Source organism: Selenomonas ruminantium subsp. lactilytica TAM6421 (assembly GCF_000284095.1).
In the GTDB taxonomy this organism is placed as follows: domain Bacteria; phylum Bacillota; class Negativicutes; order Selenomonadales; family Selenomonadaceae; genus Selenomonas_A; species Selenomonas_A lactilytica.
The window spans coordinates 1,953,916-1,979,251 of record NC_017068.1 but is presented as its reverse complement, the minus strand read 5'-3'; the positions used below and the strand labels follow the sequence as shown (position 1 = coordinate 1,979,251).

Annotated in this window: 24 protein-coding genes; 22 read left to right on the top strand and 2 right to left on the bottom strand. The window is 52.1% G+C overall.

What is annotated here, in order from left to right; genetic code table 11:
- Window positions 1–5 precede the first annotated feature (5 nt).
- The 9 genes from SELR_RS09760 to SELR_RS09720 all read left to right on the top strand — a co-directional run bounded on the left by SELR_RS09760 (window position 6) and on the right by SELR_RS09720 (window position 7,888).
- A complete protein-coding gene (locus SELR_RS09760; RefSeq protein WP_050992765.1) occupies window positions 6–1,349 on the top strand; it encodes a glycoside hydrolase family 26 protein in 1,344 nt (447 codons plus the stop codon).
- Window positions 1,346–2,065, top strand: a complete 720-nt coding sequence (locus tag SELR_RS09755; protein ID WP_014425059.1) for a GntR family transcriptional regulator — start codon at window positions 1,346–1,348, stop codon at window positions 2,063–2,065. Before SELR_RS09760 ends, SELR_RS09755 begins: the two co-directional genes overlap by 4 nt.
- Window positions 2,066–2,081: 16 nt before the next feature.
- A complete protein-coding gene (locus SELR_RS09750) occupies window positions 2,082–2,594 on the top strand; it encodes a hypothetical protein (RefSeq protein ID WP_014425058.1) in 513 nt (170 codons plus the stop codon).
- Window positions 2,595–2,785: 191 nt separating this feature from the next.
- Window positions 2,786–3,496 (top strand): GntR family transcriptional regulator, encoded by a 711-nt coding sequence (locus SELR_RS09745; RefSeq protein WP_014425057.1) that lies wholly within the window; start codon window positions 2,786–2,788, stop codon window positions 3,494–3,496.
- Between the two features lie 29 nt (window positions 3,497–3,525).
- Complete coding sequence (locus SELR_RS09740; protein WP_014425056.1) at window positions 3,526–4,491, top strand: type I phosphomannose isomerase catalytic subunit; 966 nt, start codon at window positions 3,526–3,528, stop codon at window positions 4,489–4,491.
- A gap of 12 nt (window positions 4,492–4,503) precedes the next feature.
- Window positions 4,504–5,556, top strand: a complete 1,053-nt coding sequence (holA, locus tag SELR_RS09735; RefSeq protein WP_014425055.1) for a DNA polymerase III subunit delta — start codon at window positions 4,504–4,506, stop codon at window positions 5,554–5,556.
- Window positions 5,557–5,656: 100 nt separating this feature from the next.
- Complete coding sequence (thiT, locus tag SELR_RS09730) at window positions 5,657–6,304, top strand: energy-coupled thiamine transporter ThiT (RefSeq protein ID WP_014425054.1); 648 nt, start codon at window positions 5,657–5,659, stop codon at window positions 6,302–6,304.
- Between the two features lie 90 nt (window positions 6,305–6,394).
- On the top strand, window positions 6,395–6,943 hold the full coding sequence (locus tag SELR_RS09725; protein ID WP_014425053.1) for a flavodoxin family protein: 549 nt from the start codon (window positions 6,395–6,397) through the stop codon (window positions 6,941–6,943).
- Between the two features lie 66 nt (window positions 6,944–7,009).
- Complete coding sequence (locus tag SELR_RS09720; protein WP_014425052.1) at window positions 7,010–7,888, top strand: aldose 1-epimerase family protein; 879 nt, start codon at window positions 7,010–7,012, stop codon at window positions 7,886–7,888.
- A gap of 54 nt (window positions 7,889–7,942) precedes the next feature.
- Here SELR_RS09720 and SELR_RS09715 read toward each other — a convergent pair whose 3' ends face one another.
- The gene (locus SELR_RS09715) at window positions 7,943–9,352 is read right to left on the bottom strand and encodes an acetyl-CoA carboxylase biotin carboxylase subunit (protein ID WP_014425051.1); all 1,410 of its coding nucleotides are present in this window, start codon (window positions 9,350–9,352) and stop codon (window positions 7,943–7,945) included.
- Window positions 9,353–9,610: 258 nt separating this feature from the next.
- On the opposite strand from SELR_RS09715, the gene uvrC reads away from it, so the two are divergent.
- The 10 genes from uvrC (at window position 9,611) to nagB (ending at window position 19,813) form a co-directional block, all read left to right on the top strand.
- Entirely contained in the window at window positions 9,611–11,437 is a 1,827-nt protein-coding gene (gene uvrC / locus SELR_RS09710) for an excinuclease ABC subunit UvrC (protein ID WP_014425050.1), read from the top strand.
- Between the two features lie 25 nt (window positions 11,438–11,462).
- Entirely contained in the window at window positions 11,463–12,326 is an 864-nt protein-coding gene (locus SELR_RS09705) for a PHP domain-containing protein (RefSeq protein WP_014425049.1), read from the top strand.
- Between the two features lie 212 nt (window positions 12,327–12,538).
- Window positions 12,539–12,697 carry a rubredoxin gene (locus SELR_RS09700; RefSeq protein WP_014425048.1) on the top strand — a complete coding sequence of 53 codons (159 nt, stop codon included), beginning with the start codon at window positions 12,539–12,541 and terminating at the stop codon, window positions 12,695–12,697.
- 270 nt (window positions 12,698–12,967) lie between these two features.
- Window positions 12,968–13,936, top strand: a complete 969-nt coding sequence (locus SELR_RS09695) for a malate dehydrogenase (protein ID WP_014425047.1) — start codon at window positions 12,968–12,970, stop codon at window positions 13,934–13,936.
- Window positions 13,937–14,111: 175 nt separating this feature from the next.
- Entirely contained in the window at window positions 14,112–14,390 is a 279-nt protein-coding gene (locus SELR_RS09690; protein ID WP_014425046.1) for a hypothetical protein, read from the top strand.
- Between the two features lie 73 nt (window positions 14,391–14,463).
- Window positions 14,464–15,246, top strand: a complete 783-nt coding sequence (locus tag SELR_RS09685) for a MurR/RpiR family transcriptional regulator (RefSeq protein WP_014425045.1) — start codon at window positions 14,464–14,466, stop codon at window positions 15,244–15,246.
- Window positions 15,247–15,413: 167 nt separating this feature from the next.
- Complete coding sequence (locus SELR_RS09680; protein ID WP_014425044.1) at window positions 15,414–16,745, top strand: 6-phospho-alpha-glucosidase; 1,332 nt, start codon at window positions 15,414–15,416, stop codon at window positions 16,743–16,745.
- A gap of 98 nt (window positions 16,746–16,843) precedes the next feature.
- On the top strand, window positions 16,844–18,442 hold the full coding sequence (locus SELR_RS09675; protein WP_014425043.1) for an alpha-glucoside-specific PTS transporter subunit IIBC: 1,599 nt from the start codon (window positions 16,844–16,846) through the stop codon (window positions 18,440–18,442).
- A gap of 103 nt (window positions 18,443–18,545) precedes the next feature.
- Complete coding sequence (gene tadA, locus SELR_RS09670) at window positions 18,546–19,049, top strand: tRNA adenosine(34) deaminase TadA (protein ID WP_041914371.1); 504 nt, start codon at window positions 18,546–18,548, stop codon at window positions 19,047–19,049.
- Between the two features lie 2 nt (window positions 19,050–19,051).
- Window positions 19,052–19,813, top strand: a complete 762-nt coding sequence (gene nagB, locus SELR_RS09665; RefSeq protein ID WP_014425041.1) for a glucosamine-6-phosphate deaminase — start codon at window positions 19,052–19,054, stop codon at window positions 19,811–19,813.
- A gap of 150 nt (window positions 19,814–19,963) precedes the next feature.
- On the opposite strand, the gene SELR_RS09660 is transcribed toward nagB, so the two are convergent.
- Entirely contained in the window at window positions 19,964–20,668 is a 705-nt protein-coding gene (locus tag SELR_RS09660) for a hypothetical protein (RefSeq protein WP_014425040.1), read from the bottom strand.
- 166 nt (window positions 20,669–20,834) lie between these two features.
- Here SELR_RS09660 and clpB point away from each other — a divergent pair, with 166 nt between their 5' ends.
- The 3 genes from clpB to SELR_RS09645 all read left to right on the top strand — a co-directional run bounded on the left by clpB (window position 20,835) and on the right by SELR_RS09645 (window position 25,333).
- The gene (gene clpB / locus SELR_RS09655) at window positions 20,835–23,408 is read left to right on the top strand and encodes an ATP-dependent chaperone ClpB (protein ID WP_014425039.1); all 2,574 of its coding nucleotides are present in this window, start codon (window positions 20,835–20,837) and stop codon (window positions 23,406–23,408) included.
- A gap of 114 nt (window positions 23,409–23,522) precedes the next feature.
- Window positions 23,523–24,509, top strand: a complete 987-nt coding sequence (locus tag SELR_RS09650) for a biotin--[acetyl-CoA-carboxylase] ligase (RefSeq protein ID WP_014425038.1) — start codon at window positions 23,523–23,525, stop codon at window positions 24,507–24,509.
- 29 nt (window positions 24,510–24,538) lie between these two features.
- Complete coding sequence (locus tag SELR_RS09645; protein WP_014425037.1) at window positions 24,539–25,333, top strand: type III pantothenate kinase; 795 nt, start codon at window positions 24,539–24,541, stop codon at window positions 25,331–25,333.
- The last annotated feature ends 3 nt before the right edge of the window (window positions 25,334–25,336 follow it).

The window sequence follows — 25,336 nt, the reverse complement described above, 5'->3', positions numbered from 1 at the left end:
TATTGATGAGAAAAAAATTGTTGGCTATGGCTGTGGGGGTGTCCTTGAGTATGCCCTTGCTGGCTGGTGTGGCACAAGCCAGTGTACTGGATAATCCACAGGATAAAGCGTATGTGGAGCGCAGTGTGCTGCCGGATAATGCTAAAGCCCAAAAGGAAGCGCTGACAACGGCTGAAGTAGAAAATCTGACGCCTCTGACGAACAAAGTGGTGGATAAACAGTTGACTCCGGAGGCGGCCAGACTTTATCGGTATCTTCTGGCAGTTCCTAAGGCAGGAAAAGTCATTTACGGCCATCAGAATGACACGCATCACAAGATGTTCCGGGTGGACAGCGGCAGCGAATCTGATTGCAAGGATGTGACAGGCAGCATTGCCGGAGTAGTGGGGCTGGATTCGTTGTCCCTGACCGGAGATGAATTGGAGCTTACGGCTGCAGAGCAGGCAGCTGGTATCACATTGACCAGCCGCTTGGTGGAGATTGCAGAACAGGCCGATAAGCAGGGGGCCATCCTTACTTTGTCCATGCATATTCCTAATTTTGATTTGGTAGCGAAAAAGCCGAAAATCAATGGTATGTATGATTTCAAGGGTTACAGTCCTAATGTGTTGACAGGGAAAGTTGGCAAGCGGATCCTGCCGGACGGGGATCTGAATGAAGTCTATCGTGCCTATCTCGATATGGTCGCCGATTTTGCCCTGCGGTTGCAGGACAAGCATATACCGGTAATTTTCCGTCCATTCCATGAGCAGAATGGCTTTTGGTTCTGGTGGGGAGGACGCAATATCAGCAGCAAGGATTTTCAGTCCCTTTGGCAATATACGACAACATATCTGCGGGATGTGAAGGGGGTACATAACTTCCTCTATGCGTATTCGCCGAATGGTCCCTTTGATAATGAGGCCGGTTATTTAGACCGGTATCCTGGCGATGATTATGCGGATATTTTCGGTGTGGATACTTATGATGATGACCAAAGCGGTATATGGTATCAGAATCTGGACAAGACACTGGCAGTGATGGAAAAACTTGGCCGGGAGCGTCATAAGGTCATTGCCGTGACGGAGCTTGGTGTGCGCAAGGATGGCAGTCTTTCCGTGGCTGGCAATGTGGATAAGCAATGGTTCTCTAAAGCTGCCGCTATTTGCCGGGCACATAAAGCCTCCTATTTTATGTCCTGGGCCAATTTTGACAAGCAGGAGCATAATTTCTTCATGCCTTATATGGTCAGCGATAAACGTGGGCATGAGATGATCAATGAATTTGTGGACTTCTATAATGAGCCGTCCAGTATTTTTGCCGATGGCAATACAGATTATAAGAAGCTGAAAGCAGGCAGCGTTGAATGAGCAGCCGGGCGAAATATCAGCAGGTGGCTGATATCCTTCGGCAGGCCATCCGTCAGGGCAAATACCAGCCAGGTGGGCAGTTGCCGCTGGAGCGGGACTTGTGCGTGGAATTTTCGGTCAGCCGCATTACCATCAAGAGAGCTGTAGATGAACTGGTACGGGGCGGCCTGGTGGTAAAACGGAGAGGGGCAGGTACTTTCGTGAAATCGTTGGATGACCATGCCATGCATAAGCTTAGCCGTTCCGAGCAGTTTGGCGGTTTTTCCGATTATTATCAGGGACATCCGGTGCATACGGAGGTACTGCATTTTGCCATTGTCCATCCCGTCCCAGAGGTAGCTGTGCAGCTGGGAATGTCGGAAGATGATTTCGTCTATGATATCCAGCGTTTGCGCTGTGCTGACGGGGGACCTGTGGTCATCGAGTACACCCAGATGCCCATCGATCTGATTGCAGGACTGAAGGAGGGCAACCTTCAGGATTCCATTTATCGATATATAGAGGAAACTTTGGGATTGCATATCCAGTCGGCTCATCGTACCGTGCGGGCGGTTATGCCCACTGCTGCAGAACAGAAGCTGCTGGGAATAGACGAGAGGATGCCATTGCTGGAGGTAGCACAAGTGGCTTTCCTGTCAGATGGACGTCCTTTCGAGTATTCCCTGTCACGACATCGGGGCGATAAGATGAAATTCAAGGCGATATCAGTTAGATGAAAAGGAGCGAAAAATCATGAAATTTGCAGGTAAAGGTTTGTTGACATGTATGCTGGGAGCTGGATTGATATTGTCACCGCTGGCAGGAACCACAGTCTTTCCTATGCCAGCAGTGGAAGCAGCTGTACCCATTAAGGCATGGGATTTTTCTCAGGACATTGGCGGCTGGAGCTATCTGGGCGGCTATGCTTATAGCGGTGATGCAGAGACTGCATTTTCGCCAGAGTTTGGTGGTTCTTTGAAGCTGGATGTGGATTTTAGTGAGGACAAGGAGCAGAGTTGGAGCGAAGTCAAGCTGATGGACATGAATGTCAACAGCAGTTCCCCCATTCAGGCAGGTAATGGCATCAAGGCCGTGTCTTTTGATTTTTATTATGATGCCAGCCAGCTGAAGGGGGATGCTGCACTCAAAGTCAAGCTCTATGCGTCAAATGTCAAGGGCAGTGAAGTGATCAATCAGCCTGTGGATGACCTGGGGGTGGCCAGGGCCAAGGCCGTGCCAGGAACAAAGCTGAAAAAGCTTCAGTGAGGGTGTTGCTGGATAAGCCGGTCAAGGAAGATATCGGTCATTTTGAATGGAATCTTGTCGGCTATCTTACGAATTATAAAGGTGCAGTTTATATCAATAATCTGAGACTTGAATAAGTCGTATGCAGGATTTGTACTTTGAGACGATTCGCTATATAATATATTTATATGCAAGCAAGGAGGACAGCAGTCGTGTTGAAGTACGAGGAAATAGCCCAATCGCTCAGAGCGGATATACAACAGGGAAAATATACGCCGGGAGAGCAGCTGGCACTGGAAAAAGAAATGTGCCAGCAGTATGGTGTAAGCCGCATTACCATCAAGCGGGCTGTAGATGAACTGGTCAAACAGGGGCTGGTGGTGAAACGCCGCGGTTCTGGCACTTTTGTCAAATCCCTGAAGGATGAAGATGTGAAGGAACTGAGCATGGCCAATCAATTCCTGGGCTTTGCGGCTACTTTCAAGAATCGAAAAGTGGATTCGCAGCTCCTGCGCTTTGAAATCATTCATCCTACGGCAGAGGTAGCTGCGAAATTGCAGTTGACAACGGATGATTTTGTTTATGACATCATCCGGGTGAGACGATTGGATGATGAACCCATTGTCATCGAATATACGCAGATGCCAATCCAGTTGATAAATGGGCTCAAACGTCAGCACTTGGAAACTTCGATTTACAGTTATATCGAAAATGGGCTGGGGTATAAAATCCAGTCGGCGCATCGCATGGTGCGAGCTGTAATGCCCACAGAGCAGGAGCGTGAGCATTTGCAGATTGAAGGGGTGCTGCCGCTTTTGGAAGTGACACAGGTGGCTTTTTTGGATGATGGCCGGCCTTTTGAATATTCGATTGCCCGCCATCGTGGTGACCGCAGCAATTTTCGTTCGGTCAGCATTCGTTAAGGGCAATGTTATGATGGAGTGATGTATTTATGTGGAAACCGATGTTGTTGAAGGCTCCCTTGAAGGACTATCTTTGGGGCGGCAATCGCTTGAAAAAGGAATATGGCAAGGCATCTGATTTGGATATTGTGGCGGAAAGCTGGGAGCTTTCCTGCCATGAAGCCGGCTTGAGCATTGTAGACAGCGGTGAGCATAAGGGAAAGACACTGGCGGAGCTGCTCACGGGTGAAGGAAAGAAAATGCTGGGGGACAAGGCGCAAAAGCTTGATTATTTTCCCCTGCTGATCAAGTTCATCGATGCCAAGGGCGATTTGTCCGTGCAGGTGCATCCCGATAATGAATACGCCTGGCGTGTGGAAGGCGAGCAGGGCAAGACGGAGATGTGGTATGTGGTGGATGCCGAGCCAGGTGCCAGTCTGATCTATGGCTTCAAAGAAGAAATCAGCAAGGAAGAGTTCCAGCAGCGCATTGAGGACAATACCCTGCTGGAGGTCTGCAATAAGGTGCCCGTGCATAAAGGCGATGTGTTCTTTATCGAAGCAGGCACGCTCCATGCGATTGGCAGCGGCATCCTGATCTATGAGGTGCAGCAGAGTTCAAATCTGACTTATCGCGTTTACGACTATGGCCGTGTCGGTGCTGATGGCCAGCCGCGGCAGCTGCATATCGACAAGGCTTTGGATGTCACGCGCTTGGAATTGCCGCCGCAGGTTTCCCAGACATTGATGGACATTGATATCTTTCCGCATATGGATGTGAAGCTTTTGGCAGATTGCGAGTATTTCAAGGTTTACCATAGCAGCTTGCAGGGCGAAAGTGCTATGCATACTGGCATGGATTCCTTTCATTGCCTGACGGTGCTGGAGGGGGCTGTCAAACTCAGCGGCGGCGGGGAGAAGCTGACGCTGTCCAAGGGTTCGACCGCCTTTGTGCCCGCAGGTTTAGGAACATATCAGCTGCAGGGACAGGCAGAGTTTATTTTGAGCAAATTATAACGAGGCAGGACATTGAAATTTGGCGAGTTTATGGCCAGCTTGCAGAAAGGCGGATTGAAACACGTTTATCTGCTGGCTGGTGAAGAACATTATTATATCGACAAGGCTCTGGAACGAATCCTGGCGAAACTGTTTTCCTCGCCGCAGGAACAATCCAGCGGCTTGCAGAAACTGACGGGCAATATCAATCTGGATGATTTGGCAGGCCTGATTGAAACGGCGCCTTTTTTTGTCAAAAGCAATGTGCTGCTATTGCAGGATACATCGTTGTTCAAGGAGAAAAAAGGCGATGAGGCGAAGGATACGGCCAAGTCCGGCAAGGATAAGGCGCTGGAACGCCTGCTGGACCTGCTGGCGGATATGCCGGAGTACAGCTATGTTATCTTCGTGCAGAATGGCAAGGCAGACAAGCGGCGCAAGATCTATAAGGCCATCGAAAAAGCCGGAGCCGTGCTGGAAGCTGAGGCAATCCGCGCCTGGAATATCGATGACTGGCTGCAGGGAAAGCTGCAATCCCTGAACAAGGATATGGACAGCGAGGCCAGAGCCTATTTCAGCGGCGTCATCAGTACCATGCAGACCATCTCACTGGAATTCTTGGATCGGGAATTTGATAAGCTGGCCTTGTTCACAGAGGAACGGCGGATTAGTCGTGCCTTGTTGGAAAAAATATTTGCCGGACTGCCGGAAGTCTCGGTATTTGCCCTGCTCGATGCCATCAGTGAGCGCAAGGCGAAAAAAGCCATGCAGCTGCTAAGACGTCAGCTCAGCGATGGCACCTATTTTACGGTGATACTGGCCCTGTTGACACGTCATGTGCGCCAGCTATGGCAGGCACAGGTCCTGCAGAAGCAGGGCGTTCGGGGTAAGGCCTTAGCCAAGCCTTTGGAACTCAATCCCTTCATTGCCGAAAAGCTGGGGCGCGCGGCCATGCAGTTCCCCGAGCCCGTGCTCAAGCGGAGCATGCTGGAACTTATCGACGCCGACTATTTCCTGAAAACAGGCCAGGCCGGCGAGGAAGTCCTGGAACATGTGGTCATAGACCTGTGCCGCGGGGCGGCGTAGATAAACGAAAAGAGGGCACAGGCTGCTCTCTTTTTATCTGTGTGGAACTTTATCGAAACAGGCATTTGTGGTATAATGCGAGCAACGGGAAGGAGATGTGTTGATCTTGTTGGAAATCTTAACGCAGCCCACGGTGGCTTTGGCATTGTTAGGTGTGTTGTGTCTGGTTGTGGGGCTGATGCATATACGTCATGAGAAATTCAATACGCGCACGCTGGTGATGGCGGCGCTGTTATTGGCATTGGCTGTTGTCCTGCAACAACTGCGGCTGTTTCATATGCCGCAGGGGGGCAGTGTGACGGCGGGGGCGATGCTGCCACTGCTTTTGATCGGTTACCGTTTCGGTGTTGGGACGGGCCTGCTGGCGGGTTTCGTTTACGGTATGATGAATATGGTGCAGGATCCCTTTATCCTGCATCCTGTGCAGGTCTTGTTTGATTACCCATTGCCCTTTATGGCTATGGGGCTGGCAGGGTTGTTCCGCCAGCATCTTTATCTGGGCACGCTGCTGGCCTTTGGGCTGCGGTTCCTCTGCCATTTTATTTCCGGCTTTGTATTCTTTGGCAGTTATGCGCCGGAAGGGGTATCACCAATCTATTATTCGCTGGTATTCAATGCCACCTATCTTGTGCCGGAAATGCTTATCTGCTGCCTGTTGCTGAAGGTGCTGCCGGTGCGGAAGCTGCTGGCCAATATTGACGGTCAGACTGAACCCAAGGAAAAACTCCGGCATATCCATCAGTCATGATTTTATCCCTGCTGATGTAACAATCCTTACAGTCAGAACATGTGAGGCATGTTACAATGGCAGGGAATATTTTTTTGGGAGGCGCTGTTGATGAACAAATGGGCAGTAATCTATTCTTCGGTGACGGGAAATACGAAAATGATAGCGGAGGCCATTGCCGAAGAGGCAGAATGTGCGGATATTTTCCGGGTGCAGGAGGCGCCAAGGGATCTATCCGGTTATGATATTGTGGCTCTAGGATATTGGCTGCGGCTGGGGCAGCCAGATCCCCTGATGCTGAAATATCTGCCGCAGGTGAAAGGCAGCAAGGTGGTATTTTTCCAGACGCATGGCACGGAACCGACCAGTGAGCATGCCATCACGTCGTTTGCCCGGGCGGGGTACAATCTGGGCGATGGCTGTGAGATCCTGGGAACGTTTGGCTGTCAGGGGAAGATCAATCCGGTCATGCTGGAAAAGCGCAAGAATGCCGGTCCGGATGATCCGCATGGCGGCGTGAAGGCGCAGGAACGCTGGAAGAAGGCCGCTTCGCACCCGGATGCGCAGGATATCGAAGCGGCGAAGGAACTGGTCCATAAGATGGAACATAAGCTGGTGCTCAAGGCTAAGTTCCTGGCCAGAAAGCAGCAGGGCAAATAAATTCACCAGTCGTTTTTACAAAGCACCTGTATATATGGTACTATAGGGGAGGAGAGGTGACAGAATATGCTTTATAATTTGGAAAATGATAAGTTATGTGTACAGGTGCGCAGTTATGGCGCGGAACTGCGGTCCATCAAGGAACGTGCGGATGAGACGGAATATCTTTGGGATGGCAATCCGCAGTGGTGGAAGTACAGCTCCCCGGTTCTGTTCCCGATTGTCGGTAAATTGCAGGATGGCAAATACCGTGTGGATGGTCAGGAATATGAACTGCCGGGGCATGGTCTGGGACGTATTTCTGAATATGAGCTGGTGGAACGTCGCCAGGATTATATCGAGTTTGCCCTGAAGTGGACGGAGGAAACTCTGGCAAAATATCCTTGGAAGTTCCAGCTCAACGTGGCCTATGCCCTGAAGGACAATGAGGTGGAAGTCATCTGGAAGGTGCAGAACCTTGACGATAAGGAAATGATCTATTCCATCGGTGCCCATACGGCTTTCCGTTGCCCGCTTGTACCGGGGGAAGAGTTCAGTGACTGCTATCTGACCTTCAATCAGGCAGAGGATAATGTCAACATGCCGCTGAACAGCAAGGGGCAGTTCCTGAAAACTCCGGGCGAGGCACGTTTGCAGGGCAAGCAACTGGAGCTGAATTATGAAATGTTCGCCGGTGATGCGTTGGCTTATAAAGGCCTGCAGTCCGATGTGGTGACAATCTGCTCCCATAAGAGTGAGAAGAAGGTCTCCATGGCAGCCAAGGATTATCCTTTCTGGGGCTTCTGGACGCCGGCTCAGGGCGGTGCGCCGTTCATCTGCCTTGAACCCTGGCAGGGACATGCAGATTATGAAAGTTACGACGGTGAATTCAAGGATCGTGAAGGCAGCCTGAAACTGGCCGCCAAGGAAACACAGACTTTCCATTACACGATAAAGATCGGTTGATATAGTAAAGTCCCCGCAAGGACGTGAATCCTTGCGGGGACTTTACTATCTGTATTATGCGAGGTACATGCTTTCGCTGATGGTGTTAGCGAGTTCTTCCTCGTTCATGTCTTTGGTATCTTTCGGAGCTGCTTCATAGGCATCCATGCGTTTCTTGATGAACTGGGTGTCGATGTTGCCCGTGCGGAAGTAGGTATCCTTGAGGATCTTCTTATGCAGGGATACGGTGGTCTTGACACCGTCGATGCGGAATTCCTTCAGGGCACGTTCCATGATCTTGATGGCATCGCCGCGGGTGCGGCCATGGACGATGATCTTGGCAATCATGGAATCGTAGTAGGGCTCGATGGAAAGACCAGCCGTTACGCCGGAGTCGAAGCGGACGCGGGGACCGCTGGGCTCGTGCAGGAAGGTGATCTGTCCCGGGCAGGGCATGAAGTTGTTTTCCGGATCTTCTGCGTTGATGCGGCACTCGATGGCATGGCCCGTGAAGTCCACATCTTCCTGGGTGATTTCCAGGGCTTCGCCGGCGGCGATGCGGATCTGGGTGCGTACCAGGTCAATGCCGGTAACGGCTTCAGTAATGCCATGCTCTACCTGGATGCGGGGGTTGATTTCCATGAAGTAGAATTCGTTGTTGGACAGATCCAGCAGGAACTCTACCGTACCGATATTGGAATAGTGCACGCTCTTGGCAGCCTTGACAGCCAGACGGCCTACGCGGTTGCGCATATCCTGCGTCAGGGCGATGGAGGGGGATTCCTCCAGCAGTTTCTGGTTGCGGCGCTGCAGGGAGCATTCACGTTCGCCAAGGTGCAGCACTTCGCCGTAGTTATCGGCTACGATCTGTACCTCGATATGGCGGGAACGCTCGATATAATGCTCGAAGTAATATTTCGTCTTGGTGATGTCCACCAGCAGGTTCAGGATATTCTTGAGGTCATTTTCATCATGAGCCACGCACATACCCTTACCGCCGCCACCGGATACCGGTTTCAGGATGACGGGATAGCCAACCTCGGCAGCCACCTTGATGGCTTCTTCATTGCTGGTCAGCGGATCGCTGCCCTTGGCCATGGGGATGCCGGAGGGAGCGATGGAAGCACGGGCGATGTCCTTGTCGCCTACGAGGCGGATGGTTTCCGGCATGGGCCCGATCCAGGTGATGCCGGCTTCCGTAACCTGTTCCGCAAAGTCAGCATCCTCGGACAGGAAGCCGTAACCGGGATGGATGGCATCGGCATGAGTTTCGCGGGCGGCTTTGAGGATGGCATCCTTATTGAGGTAGCTTTCCAGAGCATCGGCAGGGCCGACGTTCACGGCAATATCAGCCAGGCGCACATGCAGGGCATTGGCATCGGCTTCGGAATATACCGCTACGGTTTCGATGTCCAGCTCCTGGCAGGCACGGATAATGCGTACGGCAATTTCGCCGCGGTTGGCAATAAGAATGCGTTTAAACATAGGACTACCTCCTAAAAACTTTACAAATTGATTAATATTATTAATGATTATTGTATCGAGTTGTACACCAACAGGTGTTATAACCAGCTACTAAAACAACTATGTCATGAATTGTAGCACAATTTTTTTGACCGGTCAATGATAAAGTGAAGGTATAGGAATTATTCCCTGCAAGAATAATGAATGTTGTATACAAGAAATTTTCATATTTCTGTTGTATAGTGTGGTAATATAGTTAGAGCGGGAGGAAGTGAAGGTATGACGGATGTTGTAGCAGAGAAATTGAAATTGCTGCCGGATAAGCCCGGTGTCTATATTATGAAGAATGCCGAAGGGCGGATCATCTACGTGGGCAAGGCCATTGTGCTGAAGAACCGGGTGCGGCAGTATTTCCAATCCGGCAAGAACCACAGCCCCAAGGTGCGGGCCATGGTGAGTCATATTGCGGATTTTGAGATCATCATGACGGCCTCGGAAGTGGAGGCGCTGATCCTGGAATGCAATTTGATCAAGAAACATCGTCCCCGCTACAATATCAGCCTCAAGGATGACAAGAGCTACCCCTATGTGAAGGTGACCGTGCAGGAGGATTTTCCGCGGGTGTTTATTACCCGTCGGATCTTGAAGGACGGCGCCCGTTACTTTGGCCCTTATACCAATGCCACGGCGGTGCATGAGAGTTTGAAGCTTTTGCGGCGTTTGTTCCCTTTGCGCACCTGCAAGCATTTGCAGGAACGTCCCTGTCTGGAGTATCATATCAAAAGATGCCTGGCTCCCTGTGTGGGCAAGGTGGAAAAAGCTGACTATGATGCCATGATCAAGGCGGTGCTGCTGTTCCTTGAAGGCCGTACGGAAGATGTGGAGAAGGAATTGCAGTTCCGCATGGAGCAGGCGGCGGAGAGCTTCAATTTTGAAGTGGCGGCCCGCCTGCGTGACCAGCTGCTGGCCGTGCGCAAGGTGGCGGAAAAGCAGAATATCGTCACAGGTTCCGGTGATCAGGATGCCGTGGGCATTGCCCGTTCGGAAATCGGCGTGGTAGTGCAGGTATTCATGATCCGTGCGGGCAAGATGATTGGCCGCGAGCATTTCTTGCTGCAGGGCAGTGAGGACGAAAGCGATGGGGCAATACTCGCGGCCTTCCTGCAGCAGTATTACCATCGTGCGACTTTTATTCCGCGGGAAATCCTGTTGCCCATGGAATTGCCGGCGGTGGAGCGGGAATTATTGGAAACATGGCTGTCGGAGAAGAAGCGGAAGGCCAAGGTTCAGCTTATCCTGCCGCAGCGAGGCACGAAAAAGGATATCGTGGATATGGCCGTAGGCAATGCGGAGAAATACCTGCACGATGAAGCCGCCCGCATCAAGCAGGCCAATGACCAGACCTTAGGTGCGGTGGAAGAATTGGGGCGTTATCTGGGACTCGCTAAGGCCCCGGACCGCATGGAATGTTTCGATATCTCCCATAATCAGGGTAGCGAGACGGTGGCCTCTATGGTGGTGTTCGAAGGGGGGCTGCCGAAGAAAAGCGATTATCGGCGCTTCAAGATCCAGAGCACCGAAGGCAAGCCTGATGATTTCCTGTCCATGCGGGAGGTCACAACCCGGCGTTATGTGGATCTGCCGGAGGAAGAACTGCCGGATCTCATCATCATCGATGGCGGCAAGGGGCAGTTATCTTCGGCGCTGGAGATTATCCGCAATGCAGCAGGGCATAAAACGGTGCCTGTGGTTGGCCTGGCCAAGCAGTTTGAGCTGGTGTTCACCGAGGGCAATCCGGAACCTGTGGTCCTGCCGCGGCATAGTCAGGCCCTTTATCTTATCCAGCGTATCCGCGACGAGGCCCATCGTTTTGCCATCACCTATCACCGGAAATTGCGGGGCAAGCGTAATCTGGTGTCCGTGCTCGATCATATCGTGGGCATCGGGCCGAAACGGCGGCAGGCGCTCTGGAGTCATTTTGGCAGCATCAATAAGATAAAGGCCGCTTCGTTGGAGGAACTGCAACAGGCACCAGGGATGAATAAGCCTGCGGCAGAGGCGGTGTTCAATTTCTTTGCTGCGCAGAGGGAATTGCGTGGCAAGTAGAGTCAGGATAGATTGAGAGGAAATAATGAAGACGATTGATTTACATGTGCATTCACTGGTATCCGATGGCAGTTTTACGCCCCATGATTTGGCTGTTCATGCCAGGGAGCAGGGGCTTTCTGCTTTTGCCCTGACCGACCATGACGTGATTGCGGGAACGGAAGAGGCTGCTGCGGCTGCCGCGGAGGCCGGCGTGGAATTCATCAATGGCATGGAACTGACCGCAGATTTCAAAGGGCATAAGATCCATGTAATCTGCCTGGGCTTTGCTCCCAATCATGCGGCTTTCCAGACTGTATATAAGAAGGTACGGGCTATCAAGGAGGGGCGCATTGAGGATATCATCGAATTCGTGCGCCGCAAGGGTGTGGATATCAGTTGGGAAAAGGTGGAGAAGTTTGCCTATCAGGGGCTGATGGACCGCTATGCCATCATGCGTTATCTGGTATCCCTGCATATGTATGACCGGGCGCAGCCCCTTTGGGATCACTACCTTGATCCGGCGGCGGTGGAACTCGGCCTGAATTTCAGCATTACGGCAGAGGAAGCCCTGCCGCTGATCCATCAGGCGGGCGGTGTGACGTCGCTGGCGCATTTCCATAAGAATATCGGGCTGGGAAATCTCGATAATCGCCAGCAGCAGGAGCAGGCCATTGTGGAGCTGCATCGTCTGGGGCTCGATGGAATGGAGCGTTTCTATCCCAATTACACGGCCGAAGACGAGGAATTTGCGGCGGAGATGATCCGGAAGTATGACCTGATGTCCACCGGCGGGACGGATTTCCATGGGACGAACCGGCCCCAGATTGAGTTGGGGAGCGGGATAAACGGAAATATTTCCGTGCCTTATGAATTTTTTCGAGGTATTAAGGAAAGACTCGGGAAATAATTTTTGCTATTGGCAGGATTTGTCTTGGACAAGCTAGAAAATCCTAATTAAGTTGCAGAGAGGTTTGTGTACTTTTCTTTGGTGCAAAGAAAAGTACCAAAAGAAACAGCGGACTGAAATCACATCACGTGATTTACGTCCGCCGGCGCCCGTCCTTGGGCGCCGGGCAACGATATACCTTTATTGGTTGTGGTGCTTAGGAGGGCTGGTTTATGAAGACTTGGGTTTGTACGGTTTGTGGCTGGATCTATGATGAGGAGAAGGGCGACAGCGAGTATGATCTGGCGCCGGGCGTAGCTTTTGCGGACCTGCCGGAGGATTTTGTCTGCCCTCTGTGTGGTGTGGGCAAGGATATGTTTGAGGAACAATAGAACAGCTGTTAAGGCAGGGGAATGACCGGTCAGATTGACCGGTCATTTTTCTTGTTAGCAGGTCATAAGACTATTAAATAGATTTATGATAAGATAAAAAATAATAAAAATATTTGTCGCTTTTTATTGATTTTTTTGTCTTACTTTGTTATAATTATCACGTAATGAATCATAAGTTTGATTCATAATTCCTGGCATTCCGAAAGCGGTTTCCATTATGGTAGTTTCGTTTCGGGTAATCGCTTTCTAATTTTAAGGAGGCTTTTGATTATGAAGGTAACAGTTGTTGGTGCAGGTAACGTTGGCGCTACCGTAGCAAATGTGCTGGCAGTGAAGAATTTCTGCAGCGAAGTTATGCTCGTGGACATCAAGAAGGGCTTTGCTGAAGGCAAGGCTATGGACATCATGCAGACGGCACATCTGCTGAACTTTGACACCACGGTAACGGGCGTTACGGCTGAAATCGGTGACGAGAACGGTTATGCACCGACGGAAGGTTCCGATGTTGTGGTTGTTACTTCCGGCATGCCGCGTAAACCGGGTATGACTCGCGAAGAACTCATCGGCGTAAATGCAAAGATTGTCAAAGGTGTTGTTGACCAGGCGCTGAAGTATTCTCCCAACGCTATCTTCATCATCATCTCCAACCCGATGGACGCTATGACGTTCCTGACGCTGAAAGATTCCAAGCTGCCCCGCAACCGCGTTCTCGGTCAGGGCGGTATGCTCGACAGCAGCCGTTTCCGTTATTTCCTGTCCAAGGCTCTGCAGGAAGCTGGCTATCCGGCAACCCCGACGGACATCGATGGCACGGTTATCGGCGGTCACAGCGACAAGACCATGGTTCCCCTCACGAGCCTGGCTACCTATCGCGGCATCCCCGTTTCTCAGCTGCTCTCCAAAGAGCAGCTGGATGATGCTGTAGCTCAGACGAAGGTTGGCGGCGCTACGCTGACGGGCCTGCTGGGCACTTCCGCTTGGTACGCTCCGGGCGCAGCAGCTGCTGCCATGGTTGAGGCTATCGCTCTCGATGCCAAGAAGCTCATGCCTTGCTGCGTATACCTCGATGGCGAATACGGCGAAAAAGATCTCTGCATCGGCGTACCCGTTATCCTGGGCAAGAACGGTCTGGAAAAGATCGTGGAATACAAGCTCGAAGGCGACGAGAAGGCTAAGTTTGATGAAAGCGTAGCTGCTGCCCGCAACACGAACTCCAAACTCGGCGATGCTTTGAAATAACGAGAATAACAAGTAAATAATCCTTCTTAGAGAGGATACCGCAGAGCGGAAAATGAGGTTCAAGGGGATTTGTCCCTTTGAACCTCATTTTATTTTTCCAGACTATTAAGCTTTGTCGTAAATGATACGATATATCAAATAAGCAAGTAAGTTTTGGGCAAAGGAGGTGTCTGTCATGCTGGAGCGGATTGAGCGCGTTGCACGCGTCAAAGGTATAGAAGGACGTGCCTTCGAACGCAAGGAAGGTTACAATGAGGATAAGAAGAACAAGCAATCCTTCAAAGACGTTCTGAGCAGGGAAATGGACAAAGAGGTTCGTCCAGGCAATGAGGCAGGCATCGGCATTCCTAATGCCTATCGTCTGGAGTTGTCTACCCGACCTACCCAGTCGCTGTTTTATCGGGAGATGGTGGATTTAAGTGAGATCGAAGATAAGGTAAACCTCCCCAGCTGAATAGTAAATCATAACTTCCTGTGCTAGAATAAGTTCAGGAAGTTTATTTTTATGGAGGGGAGAACCAAACAGTATGAAATTAGAAGAGCTGGTCAATCATAACCTGAGCCATTTGAATGATACAGACCTTATTGTCTGGCGCTATATCTACGCCCATATGCAGGAGTGCTGCTATATTTCCATCTATGATCTGGCCGATGCCTGTCATGTGTCCCGGACGACCATTATGCGCTTTGCCAAGAAACTGGGCTTTGACGGTTTCAGCGATTTGAAGGCGATGCTCAAGCTGGAGCAGGTGAAGCCGCAGGAAAAGCCCTCCCAGAATATCGCCGAGGCCACGACGGCGCTCTGCAAAAGCATTGGGGAGGAGATAGCCAGGCAGGACTTCTGGAAGGTCAACAAGCTGATGTATCGGGCGCAACGGGTTTTTGTCTTTGCTTCCGGGCTGGTGCAGCGCAATATTGCCAATGAGCTGACGCGCTTGTTTCTGCATACCAACAAGTATATCTTTAGTGTTCAGGGGTATAATGAATTTCGTACCATCATGGAGCAGGCGGGCAAGCAGGATCTCTTTATCATCATTTCTCTGAGCGGTGAGGGGGAACAGGTGGTAGACTTTGCCAAAACATTGCATGTCAAGGGAGTGCCGCTGATATCCATGACGCGGCTGCAGAGCAATCCCTTAGCCCGGCTCAGTACGGAAAATCTCTATGTGACTCCCCGTGAGCTGCCCGCAGCGCTGGGACAGCCCTATGAGTCCATGTTGGCCTTCTTCCTGTTGGTCGAGATCTGGTTTATCAGTTATACGCAATTCCTGGCAGAACAGGACGATACGACGGATGAGGACGGGGTGTGATATATCACATCGCCCGTGACAAGGAACAGCCTTTGTGGACAAGGCCCGAAAGGCCCCGAAACTATTGAATTGCAGGCCCCTTTCGACTATGATAAAGCCATGGAAAGAAATCATAAACAATTCCAATTTCCATTACTTTAATCCATAAGTCGAAAGGGGTTTTTATCATGAAGAAATCATCTATCGTTATCGCTGGTGGCGGCAGCACCTTTACACCGGGCATTGTCCTCATGCTGCTGAATCATATGGATCGTTTCCCCATCCGTCAGATCAAATTCTATGATAACGATGCGCAGCGTCAGGAAAAGATCGCCAAGGCCTGCCAGATCCTGCTGGCGGAACGGGCACCGGAAATCGCGTTTTCCTATACCACGGATCCGGAGCAGGCTTTCACAGATGTGGATTTCGTGATGGCTCATATCCGGGTGGGCAAGTACGCCATGCGGGAAAAGGATGAAAAGATTCCGATGCGCCACGGTGTCTTCGGTCAGGAAACCTGCGGCCCCGGCGGTATCGCTTACGGTATGCGTTCCATCGGCGGTGTGCTGGAAATCCTCGATTACATGGAAAAGTATTCACCGAAGGCCTGGATGCTCAACTACTCCAACCCGGCAGCTATCGTAGCAGAGGCAACCCGCCGCCTGCGTCCCAATTCCCAGATCATCAATATCTGCGATATGCCGGTGGGCATTGAGGAACGCATGGCTGAAATCCTGCAGTTGCCCAATGGCCGCAAAGATATGGATGTCCGCTATTACGGCCTGAATCACTTTGGCTGGTGGTGCGATATCCGCGATAAGGAGGGCAATGACCTGATGCCCCGCATCAAAGCCCATGTCAAGGAGCATGGTTACATTGTCAACCCGGATGATACGACGACGGAAGCCAGCTGGCAGGATACTTTCGGCAAGGCAAAGGATGTTTATGCGGTTGATCCGGATACCCTGCCCAATACCTATCTGAAATATTATCTCTATCCGGATTATGTATTCAACCATGACAATCAGCATCCGGACCATACCCGTGCCAATGAAGTCATGGAACATCGTGAGAAAGATGTGTTCCAGGCCGCCAAGGATATTGTGGAAAAGGGCACAGCCAAGGATTGTGCCTTTAAGGCCGATGACCATGCCAGCTACATTGTGGATCTGGCTGAGGCCATTACCTTCAACAAGAAGGCACGGATGCTGCTGATTGTGGAAAATGATGGTGCCATTTCCAACTTCGATCCCACGGCCATGGTGGAGATCCCCTGCATCGTGGGTTCCAATGGCTATGAGAAAATCAGCATCGGCAAGATCCCGCAATTCCAGAAAGGCATGATGGAGCAGCAGGTCTCGGTGGAAAAACTCGTGGTGGATGCCTGGATCAACGGCAGCTATCAGAAACTCTGGCAGGCACTGACCTTGTCCAAGACCGTGCCGTCTGCGTCGGTAGCCAAGGCAATCCTGGACGATCTGATCGAAGCAAACAAAGAATATTGGCCGGAACTGAACTGAGAACCGGCGGGGAAACAAGAGGGAGGCACAGGCACTGCCCTGTGTCTCCCTTGTTGTATCTGATGCTTCCGGATTATATGAGATAGGAGAGTCTTGCCATGATTTCAAAAGATATTGTCATGCAGAAAGTCCAGCGGTTTGGCGGTGCCATGTTCACGCCGGTACTCATGTTCGGTGTGTTCGGTATTTTTGTTGCGGTGTCCATTCTCTGTACCAATCCTGTGATTTTAGGTCCTATAGCAGAGAAAGGCACTCTGTGGTATAACTTCTGGTATATCATTCAGGAAGGTTCCTGGACGGTTTTCCGGCAGATGCCTTTGCTGTTTGCTATTGGTCTGCCCATTGGTCTGGCCAGGAAAAACAATGCCCGGGCCTGCATGGAATCCTTTCTGATCTATATCATCTTCAACTATTTCATCAGTGCCATGCTTTCCATTTATGGGCCGGAGTTCGGCGTGAATTTTGCCCAGGAGGCGGTGACTGGTTCCGGTCTGACGATGGTGGCAACCATCAAGACCTTGGATACCGGTATCGTAGGGGCCATCCTGATTGCATCCATTGCAGTCTGGCTCCATGATAAACTCTTTGATGTGAATCTGCCGGAAAGTCTGGGCATTTTCCGCGGCTCCTCGCTGGTTGTGGTAGCCGGTTTCTGGCTGATGTTCCCCATTGCCCTGCTGTTCTGTGTAGTCTGGCCCCAGTTCCAACAGGCCATTGCCTCTTTGCAGGGCTTTTTGGTGGGGGCCGGTGTGACGGGCGTCTGGGTATATACCTTCCTGGAGCGCATCCTGATTCCGACCGGACTCCATCACTTCATCTATATTCCCTTTATCTTTGGCCCTGCCGTGGTGGATAATGGCATTCAGGTTTACTGGCTGCAGCATCTGCAGGAATTTGCCGCTTCGACGAAACCCTTGATTGAATTATTTCCCCAAGGTGGCTTTGCCCTGCATGGCATGAGCAAGATCTTTGGCTGCCCTGGTATTGCTCTGGCCATCTATTTCACGGCCAGACCGGAGAACCGGAAGAAGATCGGGGCCCTGGTCTTCCCGGCAGCGGCTGTGGCTGTCTGCTGCGGCATCACGGAGCCGCTGGAATTCACGTTCCTGTTCCTGGCACCGGTGCTGTTTTTGGTGCATGCCCTGCTGGCCGGAACCTTGGCTGCCACCATGTACGCCTTTGGCGTTACGGGTAATTTTGGCGGAGGTCTTCTGGACTGTGCGATTTTCCAGGATTGGATTCCCCTGTTCCAGAACCATTGGCCAACTTATCTGACGCAGATTGTCATCGGTTTGATCTTCACCTGTATCTGGTTTGTGGTCTTCCGCACGATGATCATCAAATTGGATCTCAAGACACCGGGGCGCAGTGGTGATGAGGCCAAGCTCTATACCAAGGCCGATTACAAGGCCAAACAACAGGCGGGCAAGGATATCCTGGCAGAAGAAGCCGCTGCTTTCCTGGCAGATCTGGGCGGTCCGGATAATATCGTGGATGTGACCAACTGCGCTACCCGCTTGCGGGTGACCGTGAAGGACGAAAGCCTGCTGGCTGATGCCAAAACCTTCGAGGCTCATGGTGCCCGGGGGCTGGTGCATAATGGCTGTGCTTTGCAGATCATCATCGGCCTGTCCGTGCCGCAGGTGCGTGAACGGTTTGAGACCTTGCTGGAAGAGCAATTGGCACATCAAGCCTAAAGAATACTCTAAAGATATCCCCTAAGGAATCATTATGAAAAAAACACTCCTTGTGCTAGAATATACACAAGGAGTGTTTTTAGTGAGGAAAACGGGGTACATAATGGAAAAAGATGATGTTTACTATATGCGGGAGGCTTTGAAAGAGGCGCAGGTGGCTTACGACCTGGAGGAAGTGCCCATCGGTGCTGTGCTTGTGGACAATGCCACCGGCGAGATCGTAACCCGCGGTCATAATATGCGGGAAATCTGGCATGATGCCACGGCCCATGCGGAACTGATTGCCATACAGAGCGCCTGCAGGGATCTGGGGCGCTGGCGTTTGTCCGGTCTGACGCTTTATGTGACCATTGAGCCTTGTCCCATGTGTGCCGGAGCCATTGTCATGAGCCGGGTGGACCGGGTGGTCTATGGCAGTACCGACAGCCGGGCCGGTGCCTGTGAGTCAGTTTTCAACATTCCGGGCAACGAGCAGTTGAACCATCGGCCGGAAATCACGGCTGGTGTCCTGCAGGAGGAATGTGCAGGCATCATGAAGCGCTTTTTTAAGGAACGCCGGGAGAAGAAAAAACGGGAAAAACAGCAGGCTAAAGAAGCGGAGGCATGATTATGCGGATCATCATAACGGATTCCTATGAAAAGATGGGGCTGGAAGCGGCCAATATCGTGGCGGGGCAGGTCTATCTGAAGCCTGACAGCGTTTTGGGGCTGGCCACGGGCAGTACGCCGGTTTCTATGTATCAGCGGCTGGCAGCCGTGCACAAAAGCGTAGGGCTGGATTTTTCGGAAGTGACCACCTTTAATCTCGATGAATATATCGGCATGAGTCCGGATAATCCCCAGAGCTATCATTATTTCATGCAGGAAAATTTCTTCCGCCATATCAACATCCGCCCGGAAAATGTCTATCTGCCCAACGGCATGGCTGACGATATGGCAGCGGAGGGGGAGCGCTATGAAAAGCTGATCGCCTCCAAAGGCGGCATTGACCTGCAGGTCCTGGGCATTGGTCAGAATGCCCATATCGGTTTCAATGAGCCGGATGTGAAATTTGCCGCCACCACCCATAAAGTGCAGCTGGATGAAGAGACCATCCAGGCCAATTCCCGTTTCTTCAAAAGTGCAGAAGAAGTCCCACGTTATGCCATAAGCATGGGCATCAAGACCATTATGATGGCGGAACACGTCATTTTGCTGGCCAATGGCCGCAATAAAGCGGAAGCCGTGTATAAGGCTGTCTGTGGTGATGTGACGCCGGAGGCGCCGGCCTCAATCCTGCAGCTACACCGTGATGTGGCTGTGATTATTGACAAAGAAGCGGCGGCGCTGCTGCCCGAGACCATCCGCGGAATCAGCATAACCCGCAAATAAAGCGAACATATATTGGCAGGCATAAACAGAGAAAGCCCGGGGTAACTATTTCTAGAGCGTTTGGCGCGTAAGCGTCTCAGCGGAAGAAATAGTTACCCCGGGCTTTCCTAAACGGAATGGACAATCATTAACGAATCAATGGTGGTAATCTTAAATGTCCCAATGCAACATATCCGGATTCGGCGTAGCCTTATCCACTTCGGCCAGAATCCAGGAGGCATTATCATGGTCAGCCGCAAACGCTTTTTCGAGTCCGGCCTGATAGTTTTCGGGAATTTCCATGGCATGGATGGCCATATGCATATAATCCTTGGCGACTAAGGTCACGCCGCGGGCAGCTGCCAACTGGGCCTTGAAGCGGTAGCCATAGTAGAGATAGCTGTTATGTTCGATGGGGATGTCCTTGTAGGCCTCGATGCGTTCATCGACTTCCTTTTCCGCATCGGCAGTCATGCCCATCTTGTGCAGGATATTCCAACGGTCGGCCCAAAGTTCGCCACGCAGGATATACTTGTAGAGGAAGTCCGTGCCTTCGCCGGCTTCGATGGCCTGATTGATATGGTTCAGCGCTTCATCATATTTTTCTTGATCTTTTTCGAGTGCACTGAGCTTCTGCAGGGCGAAGACGTATTCTTCAACTTCTTCGCTGTTTTCCTCGTCGTAGTCGGCCTCAACCACGCTATGGAAAAGCTCGCTGGCCTCGTCCTTCTTGTCGATCTCGTCCATGGCAAGGAAATGTGCCAGTCTTGCCCGGGCGCGCCAGCTGTCCATACCACCGTTGAACAGGCTTTCGGGTGGTTTGGCCTTGGAGTCCATTACCACATGGACTAATTTATGGAATTCATTCTGTGTCATGAAAAAATCCTCCTTATGATCAGCTTTCCCTATTATAGCTTAAAATGAGCAGGGAAGACAAGGTTTAAGGTCAAAAAGTCAGAAATAGTATTTGACTTTTTGACCTTATCCTGTATAATAGAACTTGAAGATGAAACTTAACCGCGAAGTTACGGAGGAATACATTATGGGACAGGAAAAATACACCGCAAAAACCATGGCGGCTTTGCAGGCTGCCCAGCAGATGGCGGCCATGCGCTATCAGCAGGAAATCACTTCCCTGCACGTGCTGCTGGCTTTGGCCAAAGAGCCGGAAGGGCTACTCACCGATATCTTCAATGAATGTCAGACGGATCTGCCAATGCTCAAGGCCCGTCTGGAACAGGAATTGGGCAAGATCCCGAGTGTCCGGGGCACGGACCGTCTTTCCATGGGCATGGATATGGTGCGGGTGCTGGCAAGAGCCGAGGAATTCGCTAAGTCCATGAAGGATGACTACCTTTCCACGGAACATCTGCTCTTAGGCCTGGCTGTGGATGGCAGCAATGATGTGCAGACCATCTGCAAGGAATTCAAGCTGACCAAGGGCAATATCCAGAGTGCCATCAAGAAGTATCGCAAGCAGAATGTCACGAGCGAGAATCCCGAGGAAGGTTATAAATCCCTCGAAAAGTTCGGCCGGGATCTGACGGCGGCAGCCCGTCAGGGAAAGCTGGACCCGGTGATTGGCCGCGATGAAGAGATCCGCCGCACCATTGAAATCCTTTCCCGCCGCACGAAGAACAATCCGGTGCTGATCGGTGAACCGGGCGTAGGCAAGACGGCCATCGTCGAAGGTCTGGCCCGCCGCATCGTGGCAGGAGATGTGCCGGAATCCCTGAAGAATAAGACGTTGTACTCTTTGGATATGGGTTCTTTGATTGCCGGGGCCAAGTTCCGCGGCGAGTTTGAGGAACGCTTGAAGGCTGTGCTCAACGAAATCGTCAAGTCTGACGGCCAGATCCTGCTCTTTATCGATGAAGTGCATACGGTGGTGGGCGCCGGTGCCGCCGAAGGGGCTATGGATGCCGGCAATCTCTTAAAGCCCATGATGGCCCGCGGCGAACTGCGCTGCATCGGCGCGACGACGCTCAACGAATACCGCAAGTATATTGAAAAGGATACAGCTTTGGAGCGCCGCTTCCAGCCGGTGATGGTGGGGCAGCCCAGTGTTGAGGATACCATTTCCATCCTGCGCGGACTCAAGGAGCGCTATGAGGTTCATCATGGCGTGCGCATCCGCGATGCGGCGCTGGTTTCGGCAGCGGTACTTTCGGACCGCTATATCTCCGACCGCTTCCTGCCGGATAAGGCTATCGACTTGGTGGATGAAGCGGCGGCAAAACTGCGCACGGAAATCGAATCCATGCCGGCGCCCATCGACGAGATCCGCCGCAAGATCATGCAGATCGAAATCGAGGAGCAGGCCCTGAAGAAGGAAACGGATGCGGCATCCCAGGAAAAACTGGCAGCCATTACCGCTGAAAAGGGCAGCCTGCAGGTGGAGGAGAATACGCTTAAGGAAAAATGGGAACATGAGAAGCAGGCAATCCTCCGGGTGCGGGCCATCAAGAAGGAAATCGACGATGTCAACAGCCAGATGGAAAGTGCCGAGCGGGCCTATGACCTCAACCGCCTGTCGGAACTCAAATACGGCAAGCTGCCGCAATTGCAGCAGCAATTGAAGGAAGAAGAAGAGCGCATTGCCGCCCGTGCCCAGGGCGAATCCCTGCTCAAGGAAGAAGTGGGTGAGGAAGATATCGCCAAGGTCATCAGCCGCTGGACGGGGATTCCCGTCAGCAAGATGCTCACGGGCGAACGGGAAAAACTCATTCATCTGGAAGACGTGCTCCATGAACGGGTGGTTGGCCAGGATGAAGCCGTGAAAGCTGTCAGCGAGGCCATCCTGCGGGCCAGAGCCGGCATCAAAGATCCCAACCGGCCCATCGGTTCCTTTATCTTCCTTGGCCCCACGGGCGTGGGCAAGACGGAACTGGCCAAGACACTGGCGGAAGCTCTCTTTGATGATGAGCGCAGCATGATCCGCATCGATATGAGCGAATACATGGAGAAGCACAGCGTAGCCCGCCTGATCGGTGCGCCTCCGGGATATGTGGGCTATGATGAAGGCGGTCAGCTCACGGAAGCCGTGCGCCGTCGTCCCTATAGCGTCATCCTGCTGGATGAGATTGAGAAGGCCCATCGCGATGTGTTCAATGTGCTGCTGCAGATATTGGACGATGGCCGCCTGACCGATGGCAAGGGCCGTGTGGTGAATTTCAAGAACACGGTCATCATCATGACCAGCAACTTAGGTTCCCACGAAATCCTCAACAAGGATTATGAAGAAGCCCAGAGTGCGGTCAAGGAAATCCTCAAGGATTACTTCCGCCCGGAATTCCTGAACCGTGTGGACGATATCATCGTCTTCAAGGCTCTGGCCAAGGAACAGGTCAAGAATATCGCCGGCATCCTGCTGAAGGCTCTGGGCGAGCGCCTGCAGCGCCAAGTCAAGATCACCTTAGGCTGGGACGAAGACGCCCTGACGGCACTAGCCGACCAGGGATTCGATCCCAACTTCGGTGCACGGCCTCTGCGCCGCCTGCTGGTGCATACCGTGGAAACGGCACTGTCCAAGGCTATCATCCGCGGCGAAGTACAGGAAGGCGATACCGTCAATATTGGTTTTGCCAATGGGGAGTTTACCTTTAAAACGGCATAAGTAAATGGAGTTTGACCGGTCAGTCAGGATTGACCGGTCAATTTTTTTGTGGCGCAACGGCAGTTCTAGCGCTATAATAAAGAAGTATGTAAATTTTTCCAAGGGGGCGGGCTGTTGCGTAACAAGATTCTGGAGATCCTGCGCAATGCAGGAGATACATATATATCCGGCGAGGAGATTGCGGATCGTCTGGGGGTTTCCCGGACGGCAGTCTGGAAGCATATCAAGGAAATGCGGGCGCAGGGCTATGAGATCGAGAGCCATGCCCGCAGCGGCTACAGCCTGCGGGTGGCTCCGGATGCCCTGCTGGCCGGGGAGATCAATAATGGTTTGGCAACCCAGGTGATCGGGAAAAAAATCATCTGCCATGAGGAGATCGACTCCACCAATAATGAAGCCAAGCGGCTGGCCCGTGAAGGCGCCGTAGAGGGCACGGTGGTGGTGGCTGAATGTCAGACCGGCGGCAAGGGGCGTTTAGAGCGCAAGTTCTTCTCCCCCAAGGGGAAGGGCATTTGGTTTTCCGTTATCCTGCGGCCTAAATTCCTGCCCCAGGAGGCGCCTAAGTGCACCCTGATGGCGGCGGTGGCTGTGGCTCGGGCCATGACGGAATTCGGGCTCAAGCCGGGCATCAAATGGCCCAATGATCTGCTGTTTGACAATAAGAAGCTCGTGGGCATTTTGACGGAAATGAGTGCCGAGATGGATGGCATCAATTATATTGTCATTGGCACAGGCATCAATGTGAATATTGACGCGTCAGATTTCCCTGAGGATATCCGTGACGTGGCTACGTCCCTGAGCATTATGAAGGGGGAGAAACTTCCCCGGGTGAAGTTCTTCCAGGCGGTGCTCCGGGCCATGGACGATCTGTATGCCAAGGTGCAGCGTGATGGCTTTGCGCCTGTTTTGGCGGAGTGGCGTCAGTACAACATCACTCTGGGACAGGAAGTCAAGGTCATCGGCGTGCGGGATGGCGAGGTCTATACCGGCAAGGCTGTGGATATCGATGATGACGGCGCTTTGCTGGTGGATACGGAAACGGGACGCCAGCGTGTTCTGGCTGGGGATGTATCCATTCGTCCCCAGAGCGGTAAATGGTAGTTTTATTTGTTATCTAGGAGGATAATCCTTTGTTATTAGTTTTGGATATTGGCAATACCAATATTGTCATGGGAACCTATGAAGGCAAGAAGTTGATGAAGCATTGGCGTATTTCCACGGATCGTCAGAAGACCGGGGACGAGTACGGCATGCTGATGAATGATCTGTTCCGCTATCAGGGCATCAGCATGAGCGACATCCATGCCATCATCATTTCGTCCGTTGTGCCACCTTTGGTGGTGCCTTTGGTCAAGATGTGTGAGCGTTACTTCCATCTGAAACCGCTGGTGGTAGGGCCCGGCATCAAGACAGGCATCAAGCTCCATTATGAGAATCCCCGGGCCATCGGTGCCGACCGTATCGTCAATGTGGTAGGTGCCTATGAACAGTATGGCGGCCCATTGATCGTCATCGATATCGGTACCGCTACCACCTATGATGTGGTGGGGGATGATGGCGACTTTATGGGCGGCGTCATTGCTCCCGGTATCGGCACCAGTGCTGACGCCCTGTTCCAGACGGCGGCCCAGCTGCCCCGTATCGAACTGGTGCCGCCCAAGCAGATCATCTGCCGCAACACCATTCAGGGTATGCAGGCGGGCATCATCTTCGGCTATGTGGGGCAGATTGACGAAGTCGTGCGCCGCATCAAGGCGGAGTATGGCAAGGAGATGAAGGTTATCGCGACAGGCGGTCTGGCCCGCATGATTGCCAAGGAGTCGGCCACCATTGACAAGGTCGACCACTTCCTGACACTGACCGGTCTGCAGGCCCTTTATGAGCGCAATGCAGATAAGCGGGAACCTGCCGAGAGGAACGCCTGAGCA

Excerpts from the sequence above, each read along its gene's own strand:
- SELR_RS09675 (WP_014425043.1), top strand. The coding sequence starts at position 16,844 with ATGATTTCAAAAGATATTGTCATGCAGAAAGTCCAGCGGTTTGGCGGT.
- SELR_RS09705 (WP_014425049.1), top strand. The coding sequence starts at position 11,463 with ATGAAGACGATTGATTTACATGTGCATTCACTGGTATCCGATGGCAGT.
- clpB (WP_014425039.1), top strand. The coding sequence starts at position 20,835 with ATGGGACAGGAAAAATACACCGCAAAAACCATGGCGGCTTTGCAGGCT.
- SELR_RS09715 (WP_014425051.1), bottom strand. The coding sequence starts at position 9,352 with ATGTTTAAACGCATTCTTATTGCCAACCGCGGCGAAATTGCCGTACGC.
- SELR_RS09760 (WP_050992765.1), top strand. The coding sequence starts at position 6 with ATGAGAAAAAAATTGTTGGCTATGGCTGTGGGGGTGTCCTTGAGTATG.
- nagB (WP_014425041.1), top strand. The coding sequence starts at position 19,052 with ATGCGGATCATCATAACGGATTCCTATGAAAAGATGGGGCTGGAAGCG.
- uvrC (WP_014425050.1), top strand. The coding sequence starts at position 9,611 with ATGACGGATGTTGTAGCAGAGAAATTGAAATTGCTGCCGGATAAGCCC.
- SELR_RS09740 (WP_014425056.1), top strand. The coding sequence starts at position 3,526 with ATGTGGAAACCGATGTTGTTGAAGGCTCCCTTGAAGGACTATCTTTGG.
- SELR_RS09720 (WP_014425052.1), top strand. The coding sequence starts at position 7,010 with ATGCTTTATAATTTGGAAAATGATAAGTTATGTGTACAGGTGCGCAGT.
- SELR_RS09700 (WP_014425048.1), top strand. The coding sequence starts at position 12,539 with ATGAAGACTTGGGTTTGTACGGTTTGTGGCTGGATCTATGATGAGGAG.
- SELR_RS09685 (WP_014425045.1), top strand. The coding sequence starts at position 14,464 with ATGAAATTAGAAGAGCTGGTCAATCATAACCTGAGCCATTTGAATGAT.
- SELR_RS09680 (WP_014425044.1), top strand. The coding sequence starts at position 15,414 with ATGAAGAAATCATCTATCGTTATCGCTGGTGGCGGCAGCACCTTTACA.
- SELR_RS09750 (WP_014425058.1), top strand. The coding sequence starts at position 2,082 with ATGAAATTTGCAGGTAAAGGTTTGTTGACATGTATGCTGGGAGCTGGA.
- SELR_RS09725 (WP_014425053.1), top strand. The coding sequence starts at position 6,395 with ATGAACAAATGGGCAGTAATCTATTCTTCGGTGACGGGAAATACGAAA.
- SELR_RS09660 (WP_014425040.1), bottom strand. The coding sequence starts at position 20,668 with ATGACACAGAATGAATTCCATAAATTAGTCCATGTGGTAATGGACTCC.
- SELR_RS09755 (WP_014425059.1), top strand. The coding sequence starts at position 1,346 with ATGAGCAGCCGGGCGAAATATCAGCAGGTGGCTGATATCCTTCGGCAG.
- tadA (WP_041914371.1), top strand. The coding sequence starts at position 18,546 with ATGGAAAAAGATGATGTTTACTATATGCGGGAGGCTTTGAAAGAGGCG.
- SELR_RS09690 (WP_014425046.1), top strand. The coding sequence starts at position 14,112 with ATGCTGGAGCGGATTGAGCGCGTTGCACGCGTCAAAGGTATAGAAGGA.
- SELR_RS09695 (WP_014425047.1), top strand. The coding sequence starts at position 12,968 with ATGAAGGTAACAGTTGTTGGTGCAGGTAACGTTGGCGCTACCGTAGCA.